At 70.7% G+C, this 17,174-nt stretch carries 18 protein-coding genes; 10 read left to right on the forward strand and 8 right to left on the reverse strand.

From position 1 onward, the window contains the following. Positions 1-131 precede the first annotated feature (131 nt). Positions 132-701 (forward strand): flavin reductase family protein, encoded by a 570-nt coding sequence (locus ACXNSR_RS17550; protein WP_301369948.1) that lies wholly within the window; start codon positions 132-134, stop codon positions 699-701. A 17-nt stretch (positions 702-718) separates the two neighbouring features. Here ACXNSR_RS17550 and arfB read toward each other — a convergent pair whose 3' ends face one another. Beyond that, positions 719-1,144: an alternative ribosome rescue aminoacyl-tRNA hydrolase ArfB gene (gene arfB / locus ACXNSR_RS17555; RefSeq protein WP_458642942.1), complete on the reverse strand. Its 426-nt coding sequence runs from the start codon at positions 1,142-1,144 to the stop codon at positions 719-721. 264 nt (positions 1,145-1,408) lie between these two features. Between arfB and ACXNSR_RS17560 the strand changes: the two genes are divergently transcribed. Together ACXNSR_RS17560 and ACXNSR_RS17565 are read left to right on the forward strand one after the other, a co-directional pair. Further along, positions 1,409-1,984: a TerD family protein gene (locus tag ACXNSR_RS17560; protein ID WP_458642943.1), complete on the forward strand. Its 576-nt coding sequence runs from the start codon at positions 1,409-1,411 to the stop codon at positions 1,982-1,984. Between the two features lie 89 nt (positions 1,985-2,073). After that, the gene (locus ACXNSR_RS17565; RefSeq protein WP_458642944.1) at positions 2,074-2,592 is read left to right on the forward strand and encodes a GNAT family N-acetyltransferase; all 519 of its coding nucleotides are present in this window, start codon (positions 2,074-2,076) and stop codon (positions 2,590-2,592) included. A 12-nt stretch (positions 2,593-2,604) separates the two neighbouring features. On the opposite strand, the gene ACXNSR_RS17570 is transcribed toward ACXNSR_RS17565, so the two are convergent. Both ACXNSR_RS17570 and ACXNSR_RS17575 read right to left on the reverse strand, forming a co-directional pair. Continuing rightward, on the reverse strand, positions 2,605-4,029 hold the full coding sequence (locus ACXNSR_RS17570) for a M1 family metallopeptidase (RefSeq protein ID WP_458642945.1): 1,425 nt from the start codon (positions 4,027-4,029) through the stop codon (positions 2,605-2,607). Between the two features lie 32 nt (positions 4,030-4,061). Continuing rightward, positions 4,062-4,601, reverse strand: a complete 540-nt coding sequence (locus ACXNSR_RS17575; RefSeq protein WP_458642946.1) for a GlcG/HbpS family heme-binding protein — start codon at positions 4,599-4,601, stop codon at positions 4,062-4,064. 302 nt (positions 4,602-4,903) lie between these two features. On the opposite strand from ACXNSR_RS17575, the gene ACXNSR_RS17580 reads away from it, so the two are divergent. The 3 genes from ACXNSR_RS17580 to ACXNSR_RS17590 are packed head-to-tail and all read left to right on the forward strand — an operon-like array spanning position 4,904 to position 7,229. Beyond that, positions 4,904-6,064: a sensor histidine kinase gene (locus ACXNSR_RS17580; protein ID WP_458642947.1), complete on the forward strand. Its 1,161-nt coding sequence runs from the start codon at positions 4,904-4,906 to the stop codon at positions 6,062-6,064. Further along, positions 6,061-6,681 carry a response regulator gene (locus ACXNSR_RS17585; protein ID WP_030009243.1) on the forward strand — a complete coding sequence of 207 codons (621 nt, stop codon included), beginning with the start codon at positions 6,061-6,063 and terminating at the stop codon, positions 6,679-6,681. Before ACXNSR_RS17580 ends, ACXNSR_RS17585 begins: the two co-directional genes overlap by 4 nt. Before the next feature lie 44 nt (positions 6,682-6,725). After that, positions 6,726-7,229: a hypothetical protein gene (locus ACXNSR_RS17590; protein ID WP_030009244.1), complete on the forward strand. Its 504-nt coding sequence runs from the start codon at positions 6,726-6,728 to the stop codon at positions 7,227-7,229. Between the two features lie 34 nt (positions 7,230-7,263). Here ACXNSR_RS17590 and ACXNSR_RS17595 read toward each other — a convergent pair whose 3' ends face one another. Both ACXNSR_RS17595 and ACXNSR_RS17600 read right to left on the reverse strand, forming a co-directional pair. Then, a complete protein-coding gene (locus ACXNSR_RS17595) occupies positions 7,264-8,331 on the reverse strand; it encodes a glycoside hydrolase family 26 protein (RefSeq protein ID WP_458642948.1) in 1,068 nt (355 codons plus the stop codon). Between the two features lie 196 nt (positions 8,332-8,527). After that, positions 8,528-9,202 (reverse strand): pentapeptide repeat-containing protein, encoded by a 675-nt coding sequence (locus ACXNSR_RS17600; protein WP_458642949.1) that lies wholly within the window; start codon positions 9,200-9,202, stop codon positions 8,528-8,530. A gap of 95 nt (positions 9,203-9,297) precedes the next feature. Between ACXNSR_RS17600 and ACXNSR_RS17605 the strand changes: the two genes are divergently transcribed. Further along, complete coding sequence (locus ACXNSR_RS17605) at positions 9,298-10,290, forward strand: zinc-binding dehydrogenase (RefSeq protein WP_458643333.1); 993 nt, start codon at positions 9,298-9,300, stop codon at positions 10,288-10,290. Between the two features lie 4 nt (positions 10,291-10,294). Here ACXNSR_RS17605 and ACXNSR_RS17610 read toward each other — a convergent pair whose 3' ends face one another. Then, complete coding sequence (locus tag ACXNSR_RS17610; protein ID WP_458642950.1) at positions 10,295-11,185, reverse strand: aminoglycoside phosphotransferase family protein; 891 nt, start codon at positions 11,183-11,185, stop codon at positions 10,295-10,297. A 578-nt stretch (positions 11,186-11,763) separates the two neighbouring features. Here ACXNSR_RS17610 and ACXNSR_RS17615 point away from each other — a divergent pair. The 3 genes from ACXNSR_RS17615 (at position 11,764) to ACXNSR_RS17625 (ending at position 15,693) form a co-directional block, all read left to right on the forward strand. Then, on the forward strand, positions 11,764-13,149 hold the full coding sequence (locus ACXNSR_RS17615) for an NAD(P)/FAD-dependent oxidoreductase (RefSeq protein WP_458642951.1): 1,386 nt from the start codon (positions 11,764-11,766) through the stop codon (positions 13,147-13,149). 507 nt (positions 13,150-13,656) lie between these two features. After that, positions 13,657-14,490, forward strand: coding sequence for a hypothetical protein (locus ACXNSR_RS17620; RefSeq protein WP_458642952.1), 834 nt, complete (start codon positions 13,657-13,659; stop codon positions 14,488-14,490). An 18-nt stretch (positions 14,491-14,508) separates the two neighbouring features. Then, positions 14,509-15,693: a helix-turn-helix domain-containing protein gene (locus ACXNSR_RS17625; protein ID WP_458642953.1), complete on the forward strand. Its 1,185-nt coding sequence runs from the start codon at positions 14,509-14,511 to the stop codon at positions 15,691-15,693. Positions 15,694-15,781: 88 nt separating this feature from the next. Here ACXNSR_RS17625 and ACXNSR_RS17630 read toward each other — a convergent pair whose 3' ends face one another. Both ACXNSR_RS17630 and ACXNSR_RS17635 read right to left on the reverse strand, forming a co-directional pair. Further along, complete coding sequence (locus tag ACXNSR_RS17630; protein WP_458642954.1) at positions 15,782-16,351, reverse strand: AAA family ATPase; 570 nt, start codon at positions 16,349-16,351, stop codon at positions 15,782-15,784. After that, complete coding sequence (locus ACXNSR_RS17635) at positions 16,348-17,106, reverse strand: GntR family transcriptional regulator (RefSeq protein WP_458642955.1); 759 nt, start codon at positions 17,104-17,106, stop codon at positions 16,348-16,350. Before ACXNSR_RS17635 ends, ACXNSR_RS17630 begins: the two co-directional genes overlap by 4 nt. Positions 17,107-17,174: the final 68 nt, after the last annotated feature.

Below are 17,174 nucleotides of genomic sequence, written 5' to 3' on the forward strand. Positions count from 1 at the left end.
GCGCACGACTGGGAGCGCTCCCTCACATTCCGGAGAGCAAACGATACGCCCGGGCCTAGGCCAAGGGGCGGGGGCGCGACTCGGACCAGGGCCCGATGTGCGGCGCGGAAGGGCGAGATTAGCGTTTCGGCGTGCTGAAGACGACCCCCGTACCCGCCCCGTCCCACGGAACCCCCCATGCTGAGGGAGTGAGCAATGACGAGTTCCGGGCCGCGATGTCCCGGCTGGCGGCGGGCGTGTGCCTGATCACCGCGCACGAACCCCCGCTGACGGCGGACGGCCCGCGCGGCGAGGACGTCGGCATGACGGCCACCGCGTTCATGTCCGTGTCCCTGGACCCGCCGCTGGTCCTGGTGAGCCTGCGCGAGGGCTCCCGGATGGACGACCTCCTGGCGGAACAGCCCCTGTGGGCGGTGTCGGTCCTCGCCGACCACCAGCTCCAGGTGGCGGGCCGCTTCGCGATGAAGGGCCGCATCAGCGACCGGCTGCTCTTCGCCGACCTGCCGTACGTACGCGGCGAGGCCTCCGGCGCACCCCTGCTGAGCGGCGCCCTGGCCACCCTGGAATGCCGTACGGAGAACCGCGTCGAGGCGGGCGACCACACCCTGGTCGTCGGCCGGGTCCTCACCGCCGGCCTGCCCTCCCCCGACGGGCAGCCGCTGACGTACTTCCGCGGCCGCTACCGGCACCTGGGGTCGTAAGACGGGCACGGGCGGGGCTACCAGTCCCGGCCCGTGCGGCCGCGCTTGGTCTCGGCCCGTGCCTTCTTCTCGCGCAGCCGGCGCTCGTTGATCCCGCGCGGGATCTTCGTCGGCCGGCGCTGCTTCGGCGGCGGCGCCGTCGCCTCGGCCAGCAGCGAGGCCAGCCGGACCAGCGCCATCTCCCGGTTGCGCAGCTGCGAGCGGTGCTCGGAGGCCCGTACGGTCACCACCCCGTCCACCAGCTTCGCCGCCAGCCGCTCCAGCGCCCGCGCCTTCCACACCTCGGGCAGCGCCTTGGTGGCCGCCAGGTCGAACAGCAGCTCCACGCGCGAGTCCGAGGTGTTCACGTGCTGACCGCCCGGCCCCGAGGAACGCGAGAACCGCCAGGCGAGCTCCCCCTCGGGAAGCACGACGGAACCGCGGATGACATAAGGACCAGACATGCCCCTATGATCCGCCCCCGGCACGGCCGCCGTCACCCGTATTTACCGCCCTCCTCCGCCCTGCCTGCGCCCTGCCTGCGCCCTCCTCCGCCCTGCCTGCGCCCTGCCTGCGCCCTCCTGCGCCCTCTCCGCGATCGGCTCCCGAAGATCCGCCGTCACGGACAATTCACGACGGGAACCCGACCGGCCTCTCGTCGCGTTATAGGGGGCAGCGGTAGTTTGACCGCCTGTACGTGCATGTTGGATGAGGAAAGGGACATTCCCATGGCTGTCAGCCTGTCCAAGGGCGGCAACGTCTCGCTCTCGAAGGAGGCCCCGGGCCTCGCCGCCGTCACGGTCGGCCTCGGCTGGGACGTCCGTACGACGACCGGTGTCGACTTCGACCTCGACGCCTCGGCCATCGCCGTGAACGCGATGGGCAAGGTCGTCTCCGACGGCCACTTCGTCTTCTTCAACAACAAGTCCACCCCGGACCAGACCATCGTCCACACCGGCGACAACCGCACCGGCGAGGGCGCGGGCGACGACGAGGCCATCAACGTCAACCTCGCCGGCCTCCCGGCCGACGTGGACAAGATCGTCTTCCCGGTCTCCATCTACGACGCCGAGGCCCGCAGCCAGAACTTCGGCCAGGTCCGCAACGCGTACATCCGCGTCGTGAACCAGGCCGGCGGCGCCGAGATCGCCCGCTACGACCTCTCCGAGGACGCGGCGACCGAGACCGCCATGGTCTTCGGCGAGCTCTACCGCAACGGCGCCGAGTGGAAGTTCCGCGCCGTCGGCCAGGGTTACGCCTCCGGCCTCACCGGCATCGCGCAGGACTTCGGCGTCAACGTCTAGGACCGCCCCGTCCGGCAGCCGCCGGACACCGGCACCGGCGAAACCCCCTCCCAGCCGTCCGGGGAGGGGGCTTCGCTACCGTTCGACGGGTGATCCTGCAACCGCTCGTCCCCGTCGACGGCGCCCTTCCCGGCCCGGTGCTCACCGAGATCGCCGCCCTCTACTCGACGAACCACGCGTTCTTCGAACTCAGCGGAGACTTCCCCGACCCGGACCGCATCACGGTCGAACAGGTCGCCGCCGCGCTCGCCGCCGAACTCGCCCACGACAGCGCCGAGGTGCTCCTCGCCCGCTCCGCCGGACGCCTCGTCGGGCTGGCCGCCACCCTCGCGCAGGCCCCCGCCGCCGACGACCCCGACCCGTGGATCGGCCTGCTCCTCATCGACGCCACCGCACACCGCGAGGGATACGGCCGCGCCGTGGCCACCCTGGTCGAGGACCGCTTCCGCGCCGCCGGACGCACGGGCGTACGGATCGCCGTACTGGACAACAACCCCGGGGCCCTCGCCTTCTGGCAGTCCCAGGGGTACGTCACCCTGCGCAAGGCCAAGGACCGCGAGCTGGGCCGCGACTGCACCGTGCTGCGCAAGCCGCTCGAAACCCCGTAGCGGACCGGGCCGCTACCTGGGCCCTTGCTTCGGCCGGTCCTTCCCGTACAGCCACACGTCCCAGACCTTCTTCAGGTCCCGCCCCGTCCTCTCCTCGGCGTAGGCGGTGAAATCGGCCGTGCTCGCGTTCCCGTGGCGGTGGTCGGCGGCCCAACCGCGCACCAGGGCGAAGAACTTCTCGTCGCCCACCTCCTGCCGGATCCGGTGCAGCACCATCGCACCGCGGTAGTACACGGGGGCCGCCGTGATCTCCTCGGGCCCGGGCGGAGAGGCCGGCGGGAAGGCGTACCAGTCGACACCGGCGTCCCTGTCCACGTCCGTGTCCCCGGACAGGAACGCCTCGAAGTGCTGCTGCGCCGACGGCCCGCCGTGGTCCTCGGCCCACAGCCACTCGGCATAGGTCGCGAAACCCTCGTTGAGCCAGATGTCCTTCCAGGACTTCGGCGACACCGAATTGCCGAACCACTGGTGCGCGAGCTCGTGCACGACGAGCTCCGCGTCCTTCGGCGCACCGGAGTAGACGGGCCGGCCCTGGGTCTCCAGCGCGTAGGTGAGGGTCCCGGCGGGCACCACGATCGCACCCGCCGTCGCGAAGGGATACGGACCGAACCGGCCGGCGCTCCAGTCCACCATCTCCGGCAGCCGCGCGAGCGGACCGGTGTCCGCCGCCTCCTCCCCGGGCGCCACGACGCTGTAGAGGCCGGTCCCCGTGGGCGTCCGCCCGGTCGTCACCCGGTACCGCCCGACGGCGGCGGTCGCCAGATAGCTCGCCATCGGCTCCGGACTGTGCCACGCGAACACGGTCCGCCCGTCCGCGTCCTCGGTACGGGAGCGCAACTCGCCGTTCGACACCGCCTCGTAGCCCCGCGGAACGGTGATGGTGATGTCGTAGGCGGCCTTGTCCGCGGGGTGGTGGTTGCCGGGGAACCAGGTCATCGAACCGACCGGCTCGCCGACGGCGACCGCGCCGTCGTCCGTGGCGATCCAGCCCTCCTTGGCGCCGTCCGGATCCGTGAGGGCCTTCGGCTTCCCGCTGTAGTCGACCCGCGTACGGAAGACCTCGCCCTTCTCCAGGTCCTCGGCGGGGCGCACGGTCAGCTCGGTACCGGTCCGGTTGTACCGGGCCCCCGCGCCCTGGACGGTCACGCCCTCGACCTGCAGACCGCTGAAATCCAGATTGAAGGAGCTGAGGGCCTGCTCGGCGCGGGCCGTGATCACGGCCGTGCCGCGCAGCTGCCCGTCGGCGGGGTCGTAGTCCAGGTCCAGCGCGTAGTGGTCGACCTGGTAGCCGCCGTTACCGGCCCGGGGGAAATACGGATCGCGCAGCCCCGACGCACCCGGCCGCCCCTGCACCGTCTCCCCCGTACACCCCGTGGTGAGGGCGAGCAGGGCGGCGACGGCAGGGGCGGCGAGGCGGGAGAGAGCACGGAGTTCCACGTACTCGATCCTAGGCGGGCGGGCTCCGCGGGCTACTTGCCGAGAGCGTCCACGCCCGCCTTGGCGAACTTCTCGTCCAGGTCACCGCTCGGGGCGCCGGCCACACCGACACCGGCGACGGGCGCGCCGTTGGCCTGGACCGGGGTGCCGCCACCGAGGAAGAGGGTGCCCGGGATGTCCTTCAGGTTCGGGGTCTGGGCGAGGCGGCCCACGAGCACCGAGGTCGGGGCGTTCCAGGACACCGCGGTGAAGGCCTTGCGCTGCGCCGACTCGTAGGACTGCGGGCCCGCGCCGTCGCCACGCAGGGTGACGATGGTGTTGCCGTTGCGGTCGACGACCGCGACCGTCACCTTCTGGTTCTCGGACTCGGCGGCCTTCAGCGCGGCCTGGGCGGCGCGGGTCGCGGCGTCGACGGTGAGGTGCGTCGTCGTGGTGAAGTTCTTGTCGGAGGGCCCGTCCTTCTTCGAGGAGACCGAGGCGGGGGTCGCGCTGGCGCTCACGGCACCGAAGGCTCCGGCGCCCAGGGCGATGGCGAGGGCGGTACCGGTGAGAACGCGGGTGCGGGTGTTCATCTCTGCTCCTGAGAACGGTGGCACGGTGGCACGGGATCGGCATCGGGTCGCTCCGGGCCGGTCGGACCGGCTCCTTCACTGCTCCAAGCCTCGGCCCGCAGACCCCCGCACCCCGTCCCCGTACCGGCTCGCCCCACCCACCGCACCGGATGACCCCGGGGTCATCCGATCGGCCGATGCGGCCCGCCTCCGGCAAGGAAAGACTCAGCCCCGCCGGCGTTTGAGGCTCGGGGTGCGGGGCGGAGCCCCGGAGCGGCGCCGCAGCCGACAATGGACGCATGCCCCCGACCTAGGAGCACCCCGTGCACCCCGCCGGCAAGCCGGACACCCGAACACTCGCCACGGTCGCCCACACCGCGTTCTTCCTCCTCCTCGGCGCCTCCCTGGTCCGCTTCCTCCTCCGCCACCCCGGCGAACCCCGCACCCCGTGGATCCTCGCCCTCAGCATCACCCTGGCCCTGCTCTACGTACTCGGCCCCGCCCTCGGCGCCGCCCCCACCGCCCGACGGCTGCTGTGGCTCGGCCTGGTCGTCACCACGTGGATGGTCCTGGTCGTCCTCGCGCCGAGCTTCGCCTGGTGCGCCGTGCCGCTGTTCTTCACCGCCCTGCGCACCCTCCCGCCCCGCGCCGCCATCGTCCTCGTGGCCCTCCTCACCGGCTTCGTGGTGATCGCCCAGCTCCAGCTGGCCAAGTCCTTCGACCCCAACCTCCTCCTGGCCCCGCCCGCCGTCGCCGCCCTCGCCACCGCCGTCTTCGTCCACATGGAACGCCAGGCCCAGGCCCAGCGCACCCTGATCGACGACCTGATCCGCACCCGCCGCGAGCTGGCCGCCACCGAACGCCGCGAAGGCACCCTCGCCGAACGGCAACGGCTGTCCATGGAGATCCACGACACCCTCGCCCAGAACCTCTCCAGCCAGCAGATGCTGCTCCAGGCCGCCGACCGCACCTGGGACACCGACCCGGCCACCGCCCGCGCGCACGTCCGTACCGCCACCGGCATCGCCGCACACGGCCTCGCCGAAGCCCGCAGGCTCGTCCACGACCTGGCCCCGCCCGAGCTCGCCGACGGCGCCGGCCTCACCGAAGCCCTGCGCTCCCTCGACGCCGGCCCGGACATCGAGGTCCGCTTCCACCTCGAAGGCACCCCGGCCCCGCTCCCCGACCGCGTCCAGTCCGCCCTCCTGCGCATAGCCCAGGGCGCGCTCGCCAACGTCCGCGAGCACTCCGGTGCCCGTACGGCCGCCCTCACCCTGAGCTTCCTGGGCGACCAGGTCGTCCTGGACGTCGCCGACGACGGCCAGGGCTTCACCGACCCCCGCACCGACGCCGACGGGCGCGGCCACGGCCTTCCCGCCATGCGGGCCCGCGTCCGCCAGCTCGGCGGCACCCTGACGATCGAATCCACGCCGGGCGAGGGCACCGTCCTCTCCGCTGCCATCCCCCTGGAGCCGGCCCCATGACCACGATCCTCCTCTGCGACGACCACGTGGTGGTCCGCGCCGGACTCCTGGCCCTGCTCGGAAGCGAGCCCGACATCGAGGTCCTCGGCGAGGCGGGCAGCGGCGAGGAGGCCGTCGCCCTCGCCGCGAAGCTCCACCCCGACGTGGTCCTCATGGACCTCCAGCTGGGCGAGGGCATCGACGGCGTCGAGGCCACCCGCCGCATCACGGCCCTCCCCCGGCCCCCGCACGTCCTGGTCCTCACCACCTACGACACCGACGCGGACATCACCCGTGCGATCGGCGCCGGCGCCACCGGCTACCTCCTCAAGGCCGAACGCCCGGAAGAACTCTTCGCCGCCATCCACTCCGCCGCCCAGGGCCGCACCACCCTGTCCGCGCCGGTGGCCAGCCGGGTCATGGCCCACATGCGCGGCACCCGCCCCACCCTGACCGACCGCGAACTCGACATCCTCGGCCAGCTGGCCCGGGGCCTGGGCAACCGCGACATCGCCCGCGCCCTGTTCATCAGCGAGGCCACCGTCAAGACCCACCTGGGCCGCATCTACGACAAACTCGGCGTCGACACCCGCGCCGGCGCGGTCTCCGTGGCCAAGGAACAGCGGCTCCTGCCCTGACACCGGAGGTGACCGCCCCCGGCACCCGTGACACCATCGGCTACGTGCTCGACATCGGCTACTCCCTCTCCCGGCGCTTCCCGGACCCCCCGCAGACCGACTACCGCTCCGCGGACGTCCACGCCCTGCGGCACGACCTGTTCTGCGGGGACGTCTACCTCGCCGACACCAACGCGGACCGGGAAGTGTCCACAGCCTGGGGATGGGTGCCCGTACTGGACTTCGCCTGGGCGCTGTGCGACATCGTCGAACAGCTCGACAAGGACCCCCGCGGCAACCGCTCCGCCAACCGGCAGTTCGCCGAACTCGACTTCACCGAGTCCACGGACCGCATGCTCTTCGAGCGCCGCTTCGGCTGGGTCGACGTCGAGGCCGACTGGATGCCCGCCGAGGAAGCCCCGCTGACCTTCAGCCACCGCCTGCTGCGCCGCGAGGCCCGCGACTTCCTGCACGACCTCATCGCGGACCTGATCGACATGCACGACGGCCTCGCCGACAACCCGGCCATCTGGACCCTCCAGGCCCGCTTCCCCCGCGTCCCGGCGTAGACCGCCCCCGCGGGCGGCCCGCTCACTGGGACGGTCAGCGCCGCGCCGAGCCAGTCGGCGGCCCTATCGGCCCCGTCGGCCCCGTCGGCCCCGTCGGCCCGGCGGACAGGAACTCCCGGAACACCTGGGTGGAGCGCGGGTTCTGCCCGCACTGCCACACGCCGTGCGGGCAGTAGTCGGTGATGCTGTGGTAGAGCGGCTCGTGCGCGACGAACCAGGCCAGCATGCCCCGCATGTACGCGGGATTGTCGCCGTGCCGGAACAGCCCCCATTCCGGGTACGAGATCCGCTTGCCGTGCGCCTTCGCGAAATCGACCTGCTGCTGGAGCCCGTACGGCTGGGTGACCTGCTCCTCGAAGGTCCGGCCGGGCTCCTGGTCGTAGGAATCCATACCGATGACGTCGACCACGTCGTCACCGGGATAGCAGCTGGTCCAGGCGATCGCGTCACCCCCGCGGTTGGGGGCGTAGTCGAAGCGGAACCGCTGCCCCTCCACCGACCGCATGGCGGCCACGATCCGCCGCCAGTACGTTTTCCAGTTCTCCGGGTCGGGACGGCACCGGTGGGTGTAGTTGAAGCCGTTCATCTCCCAGCCGAGCACGATCACCGTGTCCGGCACCCCCAGGTCGACCAGACGCCTCGCCAGCCGCTGGAAGTGGTGGTCGTTCGCCCCCTGGGCACCGGAGCGGATCAGCTCCGCGACCCGGTCGTCGGCAACACCGGCCTCGTTGCGCTCCTGCATGGGCACGTTCAGCACGAACAGCCGATCGGCCTTCTCCTTGCGCCACCGCGCCCAGGTGTCCAGCGAATTCGGTGCCCCCTCGATGTTGAACCAGGTGTCGCCGGGCAGATACGTATGCCCCGCGCGCAGCTCGGCACCGCCGAGCCAGCGCGAGAGTTCCGCCATCCGCTCGACGCCGAGCGAGTCATAGTGGAGATAGGCGCCCACGGCGACCCCGGTGGCCTGGGCGCCCTCCGTCCGCGCGCTGCCCCCGGCCCCCTGCCGCGGCGGCGGGCTCCCGAAGAAGCCGCCCACGACGAGCAGGCCGACGGCGGCCGTACTGGCACAGGCACCTGCTATCCAGCGGCTCCGACGGGACATGCCACCTCCACGGACCTCGCGCACCGATGTGTCTGCCTGCGACGTTAGGCAGCTGCCCGACACACCGCCCGTCCAGGCATCCGAACGCTCGCCCATTCGCCGCAACCACCGCCCGGCACACGACTCCAGCCCCGCCGGCGTTCGAGGCGCGGGGCAGCGCCCCGGCAACGGCGCCGCACCCGACCCACGGGCCCGCCTACGGAACCACCCGCACCCCCAGCTGGGAAGCGAGCGCCGGGGCCAGGTCGAACAGCTGCGCCGGGCTGATCACCGCCCCGGCCAGCGCCTCCACCCCCCGCGCGATCTCCAGCACGGACGCCTCCCGCAGATCCACGTCCGTCATCCGCACCCCGCTGAAATCCACCCCCCGCAGCGCGCAGTCCCGGAACTCCACCCTCTCCAGCACCGCCCCCGCGAAGTCCGGCTCCACCAGCACGCACCCCTCGAAGACCACGTCCGTCAGGCGCGCCTTCCGCAGGTTCAGATAGTCGATCTTTCCCCCGCGGACCACCACCCGCTCCAGCACCGCACCGTGCAACTGCACCCCGCCCAGGCGTGCGTCCACCACCTCCACGTCCCGCAGCGAGGCCCCCGACAGGTCCGTCCCCACTCCCCGGACCCCCTCCAGCAACGAATCCAGGACCCGCGCCTTCGCCAGCCCCGCCTCGTCCAGCGCACACCGCCGCACCGCGCAGTCCATGAACCGGGACCCGATCCCCTCCTGCCCCGCCAGGTCGAGATCCGCGAACTCCAGCCCGTCGTAGTCCCCGTCCGGCTCCAGCCCGCCCCCCTCCCACACCGTCAGCTCCGGCAGCCTCAGCTCCGGCCGCCGCGCCGCCCTGACCGTCTGCTGCTGCCCTTTGCGTGCCATGCCCCCATCGTGGACCACCCCACTGACAACAACCGCCAACAGCCGCCCTTGACCTCAACTCCACTTGAGGTAGCACCCTGATCGCCATGACCACCATGCGAGCCATCCGCCTCCACGCCTTCGGCCCCGCCGAGAACCTCTCCTACGAGCACACCGACACCCCCGTCCCCGCCCGCGGCCAGGTCCGCATCGCCGTCGCCGCCGCCGGCGTCCACCTCCTCGACACCAGCCTCCGCCAAGGCATCCAGGGCCCGCCCGCCCCGCTCCCCGAGCTCCCCACCGTCCCCGGCCGCGAGGTCGCCGGCACCGTCGACGCCCTCGGCCCCGGCACCGACCCCGCCTGGCTCGGCCGCACCGTCGTCGTCCACCTCGGCTTCGCCCCCGGCGGCTACGCCCAGTACGCCGTCGCCGACGCCGACCGCCTGCACCCCGTACCGCCCGGCCTCGACCCCGCCGAAGCCGTCGCCATGATCGGCACCGGCCGCACCACCCTCGGGATCCTGCAGTTCGCCGACCTCGGCCCGGACTCGGTCGCCCTGATCCCCGCCGCCGCCGGCGGCATCGGCACCCTCCTCGTCCAGTACGCGGTCAACGCCGGCGCCACCGTCATCGCCCTCGCCGGCGGCCCCGCCAAAACCGCCCGGGCCGCGGCGAACGGCGCCCACCTCGCCCTCGACTACACCGACCCCACCTGGCCCGACGCCGTACGCGCCCACCACCCCGGCGGCGCCACCGTCCTCTTCGACTCCGTCGGCGGCGAAACCGCCCGCACCGCCCTCGGCCTCCTCGCCCCCGGCGCCCGGCACCTCGTCTTCGGCTGGTCCGGCGGCCCCCTCCACCTCACCGACGCCGAACGCGCCGACCTCGACGCCCGCGCCATCACCACCCGGAGCGTCCTCGGCCCCGTCATGCTCCAGCAGGTCGGCGCCCCCGACCCCCTGCGCGTCCTGGAAACCCGCGCCCTCGCCGAAGCCGCCGCGGGCCGCCTGCGCCCCGCCCTGACCCGCTACCCGCTCGCCGAGGCCGCAGCCGCCCACCACGACCTCGAAACCCGCGCCACCACCGGCAAGGTCGTCCTGGAACCCTGACCCGTCACCTCCCCAGAAGCACCTCCGCCACCGTCAACTGATCTTCGTCCAGCCGCACTTCCCCGTCCTCGACGTCCCACAGGCAGTTCTGGAGCACCCGCCCCAGCGTCCAGGCCCGCGCCCGCTCCCGGTCCAGCCCCGCCACCTCCGCCAACAGGTCGAACCGCCACCGCACGTCCCCGGCCCGGAAGTTGTTGATGATCGCCGGCATCAGATCGAAACCCGGATCGCCCGCCAAGGGCTTCGGGTCGATCGCCAGCCACGGCTCCCGGCCACCCGCCAGCACGTTCTCGTAGTGCAGGTCCCAGTGCAGCAGCCGGTCCCCCGGCTCCCCCACGACCTCCGCCACCGCCGCCGCGCAGTCCTTCAGCACCCGCCTGTCCCGCGCCTCCGCCAACTGCCCCAGCGCCCGCGGCACCTCCTCCAGCATCCCGGCGGCCATCCCACCGAGCCCGCGCATCCCCGCCGGTGCCGGCACCGCCGTCAGCCGCGCCACCAACTCCCCGACCACCACCACCGCCCGCCGCGCGTCCTCACGCGCCAGCGCCGCCAGATCCCGCCCCTCGTCCAGCCGCTCCAGCAACAGGGTCCCGGTATCCACGTCGTGCTCCAGCAGCCGTACGCAGCCCTGCCCGTCCCACGCGCGCAGCGCGACCGGCTCCCCCACGCTCTCCTCGTCCACCGCCACCAGCTTCAGCACGGCCCCACTCCCGTCGGCCCGCTCCACCGGCAGCACCAGCGCCGTCACCCCGTGCATCACCGGCCCGGTCCGCCGCAGCCCCCACTCCTCCAGAAACCGCGCTGCCCGCCCGGGCAACGCGGCAATGAACTCCCGCCCGGCGTCCCCGTTGAACCCGACCTGCGCCTCGATCAACCCATCCGGAATCTCCACCATCTTCGGACCGTATCCCCGCGGGGTGCCTTGCGGGGTGCCCTGCGGGCGGCTCGGCGGTTGGGAGTGCGGGCGGCCCCCGCGGGGGCTGCGCCTCAAACGCCGGCGGGGCTTGAAGGGGTGGGGCGGGGCCCCGCACGAGGATCTCCTCGGCTCGGCGCCCGCGGCCCTGTCTCGGCCAGACGGCCATGGTCGCGCCTCGTCCTGCGGGGACCCTCCTGCGTGTCCCCGCCCCACGGCAGAGCTTCGACAGCGACGGCCCACCGCCTTCCCCGTGGGCATGCGGCTGAGGGGTGGGGGGACGGGGCGGGGTGTCCCCGCAGGACGAGCGCGCACCACCGAGCACAGCCGGGACATGCCGAACCGTGCGAGCCGAGGAGACACCCCGCCCCGGCACCCCGCCCCGACACCCGCCGACAAGCCCGCCACAACCAGCCCCGCCGGCGATTGAGGCGCGGGGTCCGGGGCAGAGCCCCGGCACACGGCCCGCGGGGCAACCCGCAGACCGCCGCCCCCACACCCCCCAACCACGACACCGCGTCCCTGGACACCCCTCCGGAACGAGGTGTACCAACTCCCCCATGACGATCAACGGCGGCATTTCCTTCTGGTACGCGTCCGAGCGGAACGGCACCCCGCCCACCCCACCCCGCGCCCCCCTCACCACCGACACCACGGCCGACGTCGTCATCGTCGGCGGCGGCTACACCGGCCTGTGGACCGCCTACTACCTCAAGCGCGCCGCCCCCGACCTCCGCATCACCGTCCTGGAACAGAAGTTCTGCGGCTACGGCGCCTCCGGCCGCAACGGCGGCTGGCTCTACAACGGCATCGCCGGCCGCGACCGCTACGCCGCCCTGCACGGCCGCCCGGCCGCCCGCCGCCTCCAGCAGGCCATGAACGAGACCGTCACCGAGGTCATCGACGTCGCCGCCAAGGAGGGCATCGACGCCGACATCCACCGCGGCGGCGTCCTCGAAGTCGCCCGCACCCCCGCCCAACTCAGCCGCCTGAAGGCCTTCCACGCCCACGAGGTCGCCTTCGGCGAGACCGACCGCGAACTCCACGACGCCACCGCCACCCGCGCCCGCATCGACATCGCCGACGCCGTCGGCTCCAGCTGGAGCCCCCACGGCGCCCGCATCCACCCCCTGAAGCTGGTCAAGGGCCTGGCCGCCGCCGTCGAAGCCCTCGGGGTGGTCATCCACGAGTCCACACCCGTCACCGAGATCGCCCCGCGCCGGGCCGTCACCCCGTACGGCACGGTCCGCGCCCCCTACGTTCTGCGCTGCACCGAGGGGTTCACCGCCGCCCTCAAGGGCCAGAAGCGCTCATGGCTCCCCATGAACTCCTCGATGATCGTGACGGCCCCTCTCCCCGCCGAGACCTGGTCCCGACTGGGCTGGTCGGACAGCACGCTCCTCGGCGACATGGCCCACGCCTACATGTACGCCCAGCGCACCGCCGACGACCGCATCGCGATCGGCGGCCGCGGGGTGCCGTACCGCTTCGGCTCCCGCACCGACAACGACGGCCGCACCCAGCCGGCCACCGTCTCCGCCCTGACCACCCTCCTGACCTCCTTCTTCCCGGAGCTCGCGGGTACGGAGATCACCCATGCCTGGTCGGGCGTGCTCGGCGTGCCCCGCGACTGGTGCGCCACCGTCACCCTGGACCGCACCTCGGGCCTGGGCTGGGCGGGCGGCTACGTGGGCTCGGGCGTCGCCACCGCCAACCTCGCGGCCCGCACCCTGCGCGATCTGGTCCTCGGCGAATCCACCGAGCTGACCACCCTGCCCTGGGTGGACCACCGCGTCCGCCGCTGGGAGCCGGAACCCTTCCGCTGGCTCGGCGTCCAGGCCCTCTACGCCGCCTACCGCGAGGCGGACCGCCACGAGACCGCCACCCACCGCCCGACGACGACCCCCCTGGCCCGCCTGGCCGACCGCATCTCGGGCCGCCACTGACCGCGGCCCGACGGGAACGCGAGAACCCCGGCTCGGGGATCCGAGCCGGGGTTCCGGTGGGGCCCCCTGTCGGATTCGAACCGACGACCTACGCATTACAAGTTGTCCGATCACGATCCACGGCCGCCCGTAGTCGATCGGGCGACGCCTTCCGTCGCTGCTCAGCCCAACTCTCATACGGGTGCGGACACTGGCGCACGACCGCAGATTCTGGCTCAACTGAGCCCGGAAACGAGACCCTCGCGCCCCGAGAGGCAGCCCTCGATTCCCTCCGCAAGTCCAGGCCCGATGGCTTGGAGAAGCTCTGCTCCGGCCGCTGCCGGACGGTGCAGCCAACCTGCCGCAGAGCCTCGACGCCTCGGCCGGAGACAAGTACTGGCGGAGCGCACGGTGGGACGTTAGGTTGAGCTTCAATCGCTCACATGTTCGGTTCACTGTAGAGCGCCATCACCGATCCCTGGTTTATTTTCACGCGCATGTTACTGATATGGGGTAGAGTCATGAGGCATGAGCGAACAGCAGGATGCGCTTGATGACCTTGAGTCCAATGGTGTTCTTGCGGCCCTTTCATGGGCTGACAGGTCTGCCTACCGGCGCACCATGGACGACTTCGACCCCGACACGGGTCACGATCAGGGCTGGGTTGGCTCTACCGCTCACCGGCTCTTGGTTGACCGACTGCACCGCGTTTTCGCCACAGGCAAGCACGGTGTGGACTCACCTGAATCCGCCTTCGCCGGCCTGGACCTGCTTGCCGCTGGGCTGGCCCCCGGCGAGCATCGCAAAATGCCACTCATCACCCCAGGTGTGGTGGTGTGGTCCCCCCTCAACCAGTCTCCGGGCTGGCGGTGCGGGGATTGGCGCTTTCTACTCACGTCGTTCGTCTACGGCGAAAGCAACCGCATCCCTTGGCCACAGAAGAGCCCCACCAAACAGCGCGCAGCGTCGCAAGGGCGGCCGCGCGGATGGCTGGACCCCAACCCCACCCTCTTCGACGAGGAGCCCGAGTCCGTTGCTGCCGCTGTCGCCGCAATGAGGGAACAGAACGCGGAACTCAACGCGACAACGCTCATCGTCGCCCACAGCATTGAGCGGGAGCTCGACATTCGGGAACTCTACTTGGGGCGCTCCCGGCTCAATCGGGGCGGTGGAGATGCCTGGTACTGGAAGCATGATCTACTTGCTGCCGACCCGGGAACCCCCACTGCCGAACCGACTCCCATGTCTCCCAGCCCGCTCCCTGGCGTCTCCGACGTTCAGGATGCACCCGTTCGCCTTCGCCGCCAGCCGTCGGAAGGGAACGGCGAGCACCGTCAGGCGCAGGGAGAGATCAACAAGTAATGAAACGAGTGGATGGTCATGAATTCCGCACGCCGCACAGAGGTGCAGGTTGGTGACGCCTCTCGCCTATTCGACGGCCGACGGTTGACGCTTGCGAGGCAACTAATCGGCCTGAGGAAGAACGCTCTTGCGGTAAAGATCGACAAGAGCCCAACCGCTGTCGCGGCGTATGAAAACAACATGAAACGCCCTGCTCCCGCTACAGTCGCGCAGCTCTGCCTGACACTTGGAGTGGATCCCGGCTTCTTCCTTCCTGGCCCTAACCAGTCAACATCCAGCGACTCTGTTCCCCATTTTCGGTCGCTGCGTTCGACGACACAATTGGCGCGTGATCAAGCATTCGCCTACGGCGTGATTTCCGGGGATGTGGGGGCAGCCCTCGAACGGCACGTCGAGTTCCCTGAGCCAGACCTTCCGCAGCTAAGCGTCGACGTGGAAGATGAGACCAGCGACCTTCCGGAGGAGGCGGCCCGCCTCCTCCGGAAGCACTGGAACATCGGCTCAGGGCCGGTAGGCCACCTAGTTCGTTTGGCAGAGAACCATGGCGTCGTGGTCGTTTTCAGCCCTGCGCAGACTGCCGCCGTGGACGCGTATTCCTTCAATGACGGATACAGGCCCACGGTAGTACTGAACCCGACCAAAGAGGATTATTATCGCCAGCGCTTCGACGTGGCTCACGAAATTGGGCATCTCGTGATGCATGTAGATGCCGAGCCAGGAAGCAAGGTGGTTGAAAATCAGGCCCACCGCTTTGCAGCCGAACTCCTCCTCCCGGAAGAAGAACTGCGTGACCTCCTCCCAAATAAGGCAGATTGGAGAATTCTCGCCAAGCTCAAGGAGAGCTACGGCGTAAGCCTTCAAGCGCTGCTGTACCGATCAAGGGCTCTCGGCGTCATGAGTGACGTGACCTACCGAAATGCGGTCGCCTACTTGTCTTCCAAGGGTTGGCGTCGCCGAGAACCAGGAGAAATGCCTGCCGTTGAACAACCATCCCTCTACCCGAAGGCCGTAGAGATCCTTTCGAGCGTGGGGATGGACGAACTATCCTTGGCGAAGGAGTCGCGGGTGACTCCCGGAATTTTCCGAACGGTCACAGCCAGGTCTCCCGTGCGTGAGGATCTGTTCCTAGAGGTGCGAGAAATCGATACCCAAGAAGGAGTTATTCCTCTATTTCGGAACAAGACTGGCGAGCCCGGGACTTAAGCCCCGGGCTTGACCAATTGCCAGAGGTTCATAAGCAAGTCCAGGTCGGAAGAGTCCCCGACCTGGACTTGCGCCTTGCACATCAGCCTCAGCGAAAGCCGTGCAGAGCGCCGATCACGGTTGCGGGATCGCCGTCATACCGCACGTGCGGCTCGTTGACCTCAGGAGGGAAAAACCGGGTGCGGTAGCGCTGGAGGTCGCTCTCGGAGAAGTAGATCGCATTCGGATCGTTCGCGTGGAACTCGTTGCGCCTGCTGATCCGGGTCCACAACTCGGCATGCCCCACCGCGAGATAGACGAGGAGAGGGGTTGCCCCCGCGTCGATGGCGATCGAGCGCCACTTCGCTCGCTCCTCCGGCGTCCAGAAGCCGTGATCGACCACCACGTCGTGACCGGCTTTCAGGTGCTCCCTCAGCTCGACGGCCACGTCTTCGAGGACGGGGCGCTCGAGGGTCGGAAAGACGCCTCGCGGAAAGTCCACCCCGTAGACGCCGTGCCGGCGGAACATCTCCTCGTCCGGGCACAGGCGCACAAAGCCGCGGTCGGTGAGGGCCCGGGACAGGGTGGTCTTGCCGGAGCCGGGGAGCCCCACCATGAGGACGCAGATCGGCGGATGGGGCAGCGCGAGGCTCTCCTGCGTCTCGTCCGCGCCACTCATGCAACGACCTCGGATTCCGTCCGCCATGTCCGGCCGGGGCCACCGAGGTCTACGCCGTACTCCACGACGTTGCCCTCGCTATCGACGAACTTCGCGGTCATGACGACCACAGGGTCCGAAGGCGTGTCGTCGGGATCCAGCTCCAGGAGTTCCGCGAATTCAGGGGTCAGGCGGGAAGCGGAGGCCGTGTCGATGCGGTGGCTGATCGGGTGTCCGGTCGCCTCCGAGATGAGCTGCAGCGAGGTGCCCCCGGTCAGCCGCTCGCTCATCGCCAGCTGCGGGATCAGCTGGGCATAGCGAGCGGGAATCCACGACGTGCTGTGCGCGACGATGCCGTGCCGGTCCCGGTAGACGCGGCTACGGCGGACCACTTCGGAGCCGGGCTGAACATCCAGAGCCTGCGCCACATCCGCGGGCGCCGGCACCACACCAGCCTGGTGCGAGTCGGAGCGCTCTCCGTCTCCCCAGCTGGATCCTGTACGGCGTCCACGATCCTGTCGCTGAGAACCAGAGGACATGGGGGAAGGCGGGTCCAAGACCTCGGTGCCGATGCCGTGGATACCCCGAATGAGTCCGTCATTGCGGAGCTTGCGCAGCGCCTTCTCGACTGTGGCCGTGCTGACCCGCCACTCCTCCGAGAGGTTCTTGATGCTCGGCATGAGGGTCCCCGGCTGCAGCTCACCGGACGCGATCAGCTCGGCGTAGTGGGCAGCAATCCTCGCGTAAGGCGCCCGATTGTCGGCCTGACCTGCCATGTCGTTCGCTCCTCGTCGTGACATCCCTGAGGTTCCCTAGCTTACTGCTTGACACCGCAGGGAACCCT

The sequence above is a fragment of the Streptomyces sp. NC-S4 genome (genome assembly GCF_054353315.1).

Bases quoted from the DNA above. Each gene is read 5' to 3' on its own strand.
- ACXNSR_RS17605 (WP_458643333.1), top strand. From the start codon at position 9,298: ATGCGAGCCATCCGCCTCCACGCCTTCGGCCCCGCCGAGAACCTCTCC.
- ACXNSR_RS17610 (WP_458642950.1), bottom strand. From the start codon at position 11,185: ATGGTGGAGATTCCGGATGGGTTGATCGAGGCGCAGGTCGGGTTCAAC.
- ACXNSR_RS17620 (WP_458642952.1), top strand. From the start codon at position 13,657: ATGAGCGAACAGCAGGATGCGCTTGATGACCTTGAGTCCAATGGTGTT.
- ACXNSR_RS17625 (WP_458642953.1), top strand. From the start codon at position 14,509: ATGAATTCCGCACGCCGCACAGAGGTGCAGGTTGGTGACGCCTCTCGC.
- ACXNSR_RS17630 (WP_458642954.1), bottom strand. From the start codon at position 16,351: ATGAGTGGCGCGGACGAGACGCAGGAGAGCCTCGCGCTGCCCCATCCG.
- ACXNSR_RS17615 (WP_458642951.1), top strand. From the start codon at position 11,764: ATGACGATCAACGGCGGCATTTCCTTCTGGTACGCGTCCGAGCGGAAC.
- arfB (WP_458642942.1), bottom strand. From the start codon at position 1,144: ATGTCTGGTCCTTATGTCATCCGCGGTTCCGTCGTGCTTCCCGAGGGG.
- ACXNSR_RS17635 (WP_458642955.1), bottom strand. From the start codon at position 17,106: ATGGCAGGTCAGGCCGACAATCGGGCGCCTTACGCGAGGATTGCTGCC.
- ACXNSR_RS17595 (WP_458642948.1), bottom strand. From the start codon at position 8,331: ATGTCCCGTCGGAGCCGCTGGATAGCAGGTGCCTGTGCCAGTACGGCC.
- ACXNSR_RS17575 (WP_458642946.1), bottom strand. From the start codon at position 4,601: ATGAACACCCGCACCCGCGTTCTCACCGGTACCGCCCTCGCCATCGCC.
- ACXNSR_RS17585 (WP_030009243.1), top strand. From the start codon at position 6,061: ATGACCACGATCCTCCTCTGCGACGACCACGTGGTGGTCCGCGCCGGA.
- ACXNSR_RS17600 (WP_458642949.1), bottom strand. From the start codon at position 9,202: ATGGCACGCAAAGGGCAGCAGCAGACGGTCAGGGCGGCGCGGCGGCCG.
- ACXNSR_RS17560 (WP_458642943.1), top strand. From the start codon at position 1,409: ATGGCTGTCAGCCTGTCCAAGGGCGGCAACGTCTCGCTCTCGAAGGAG.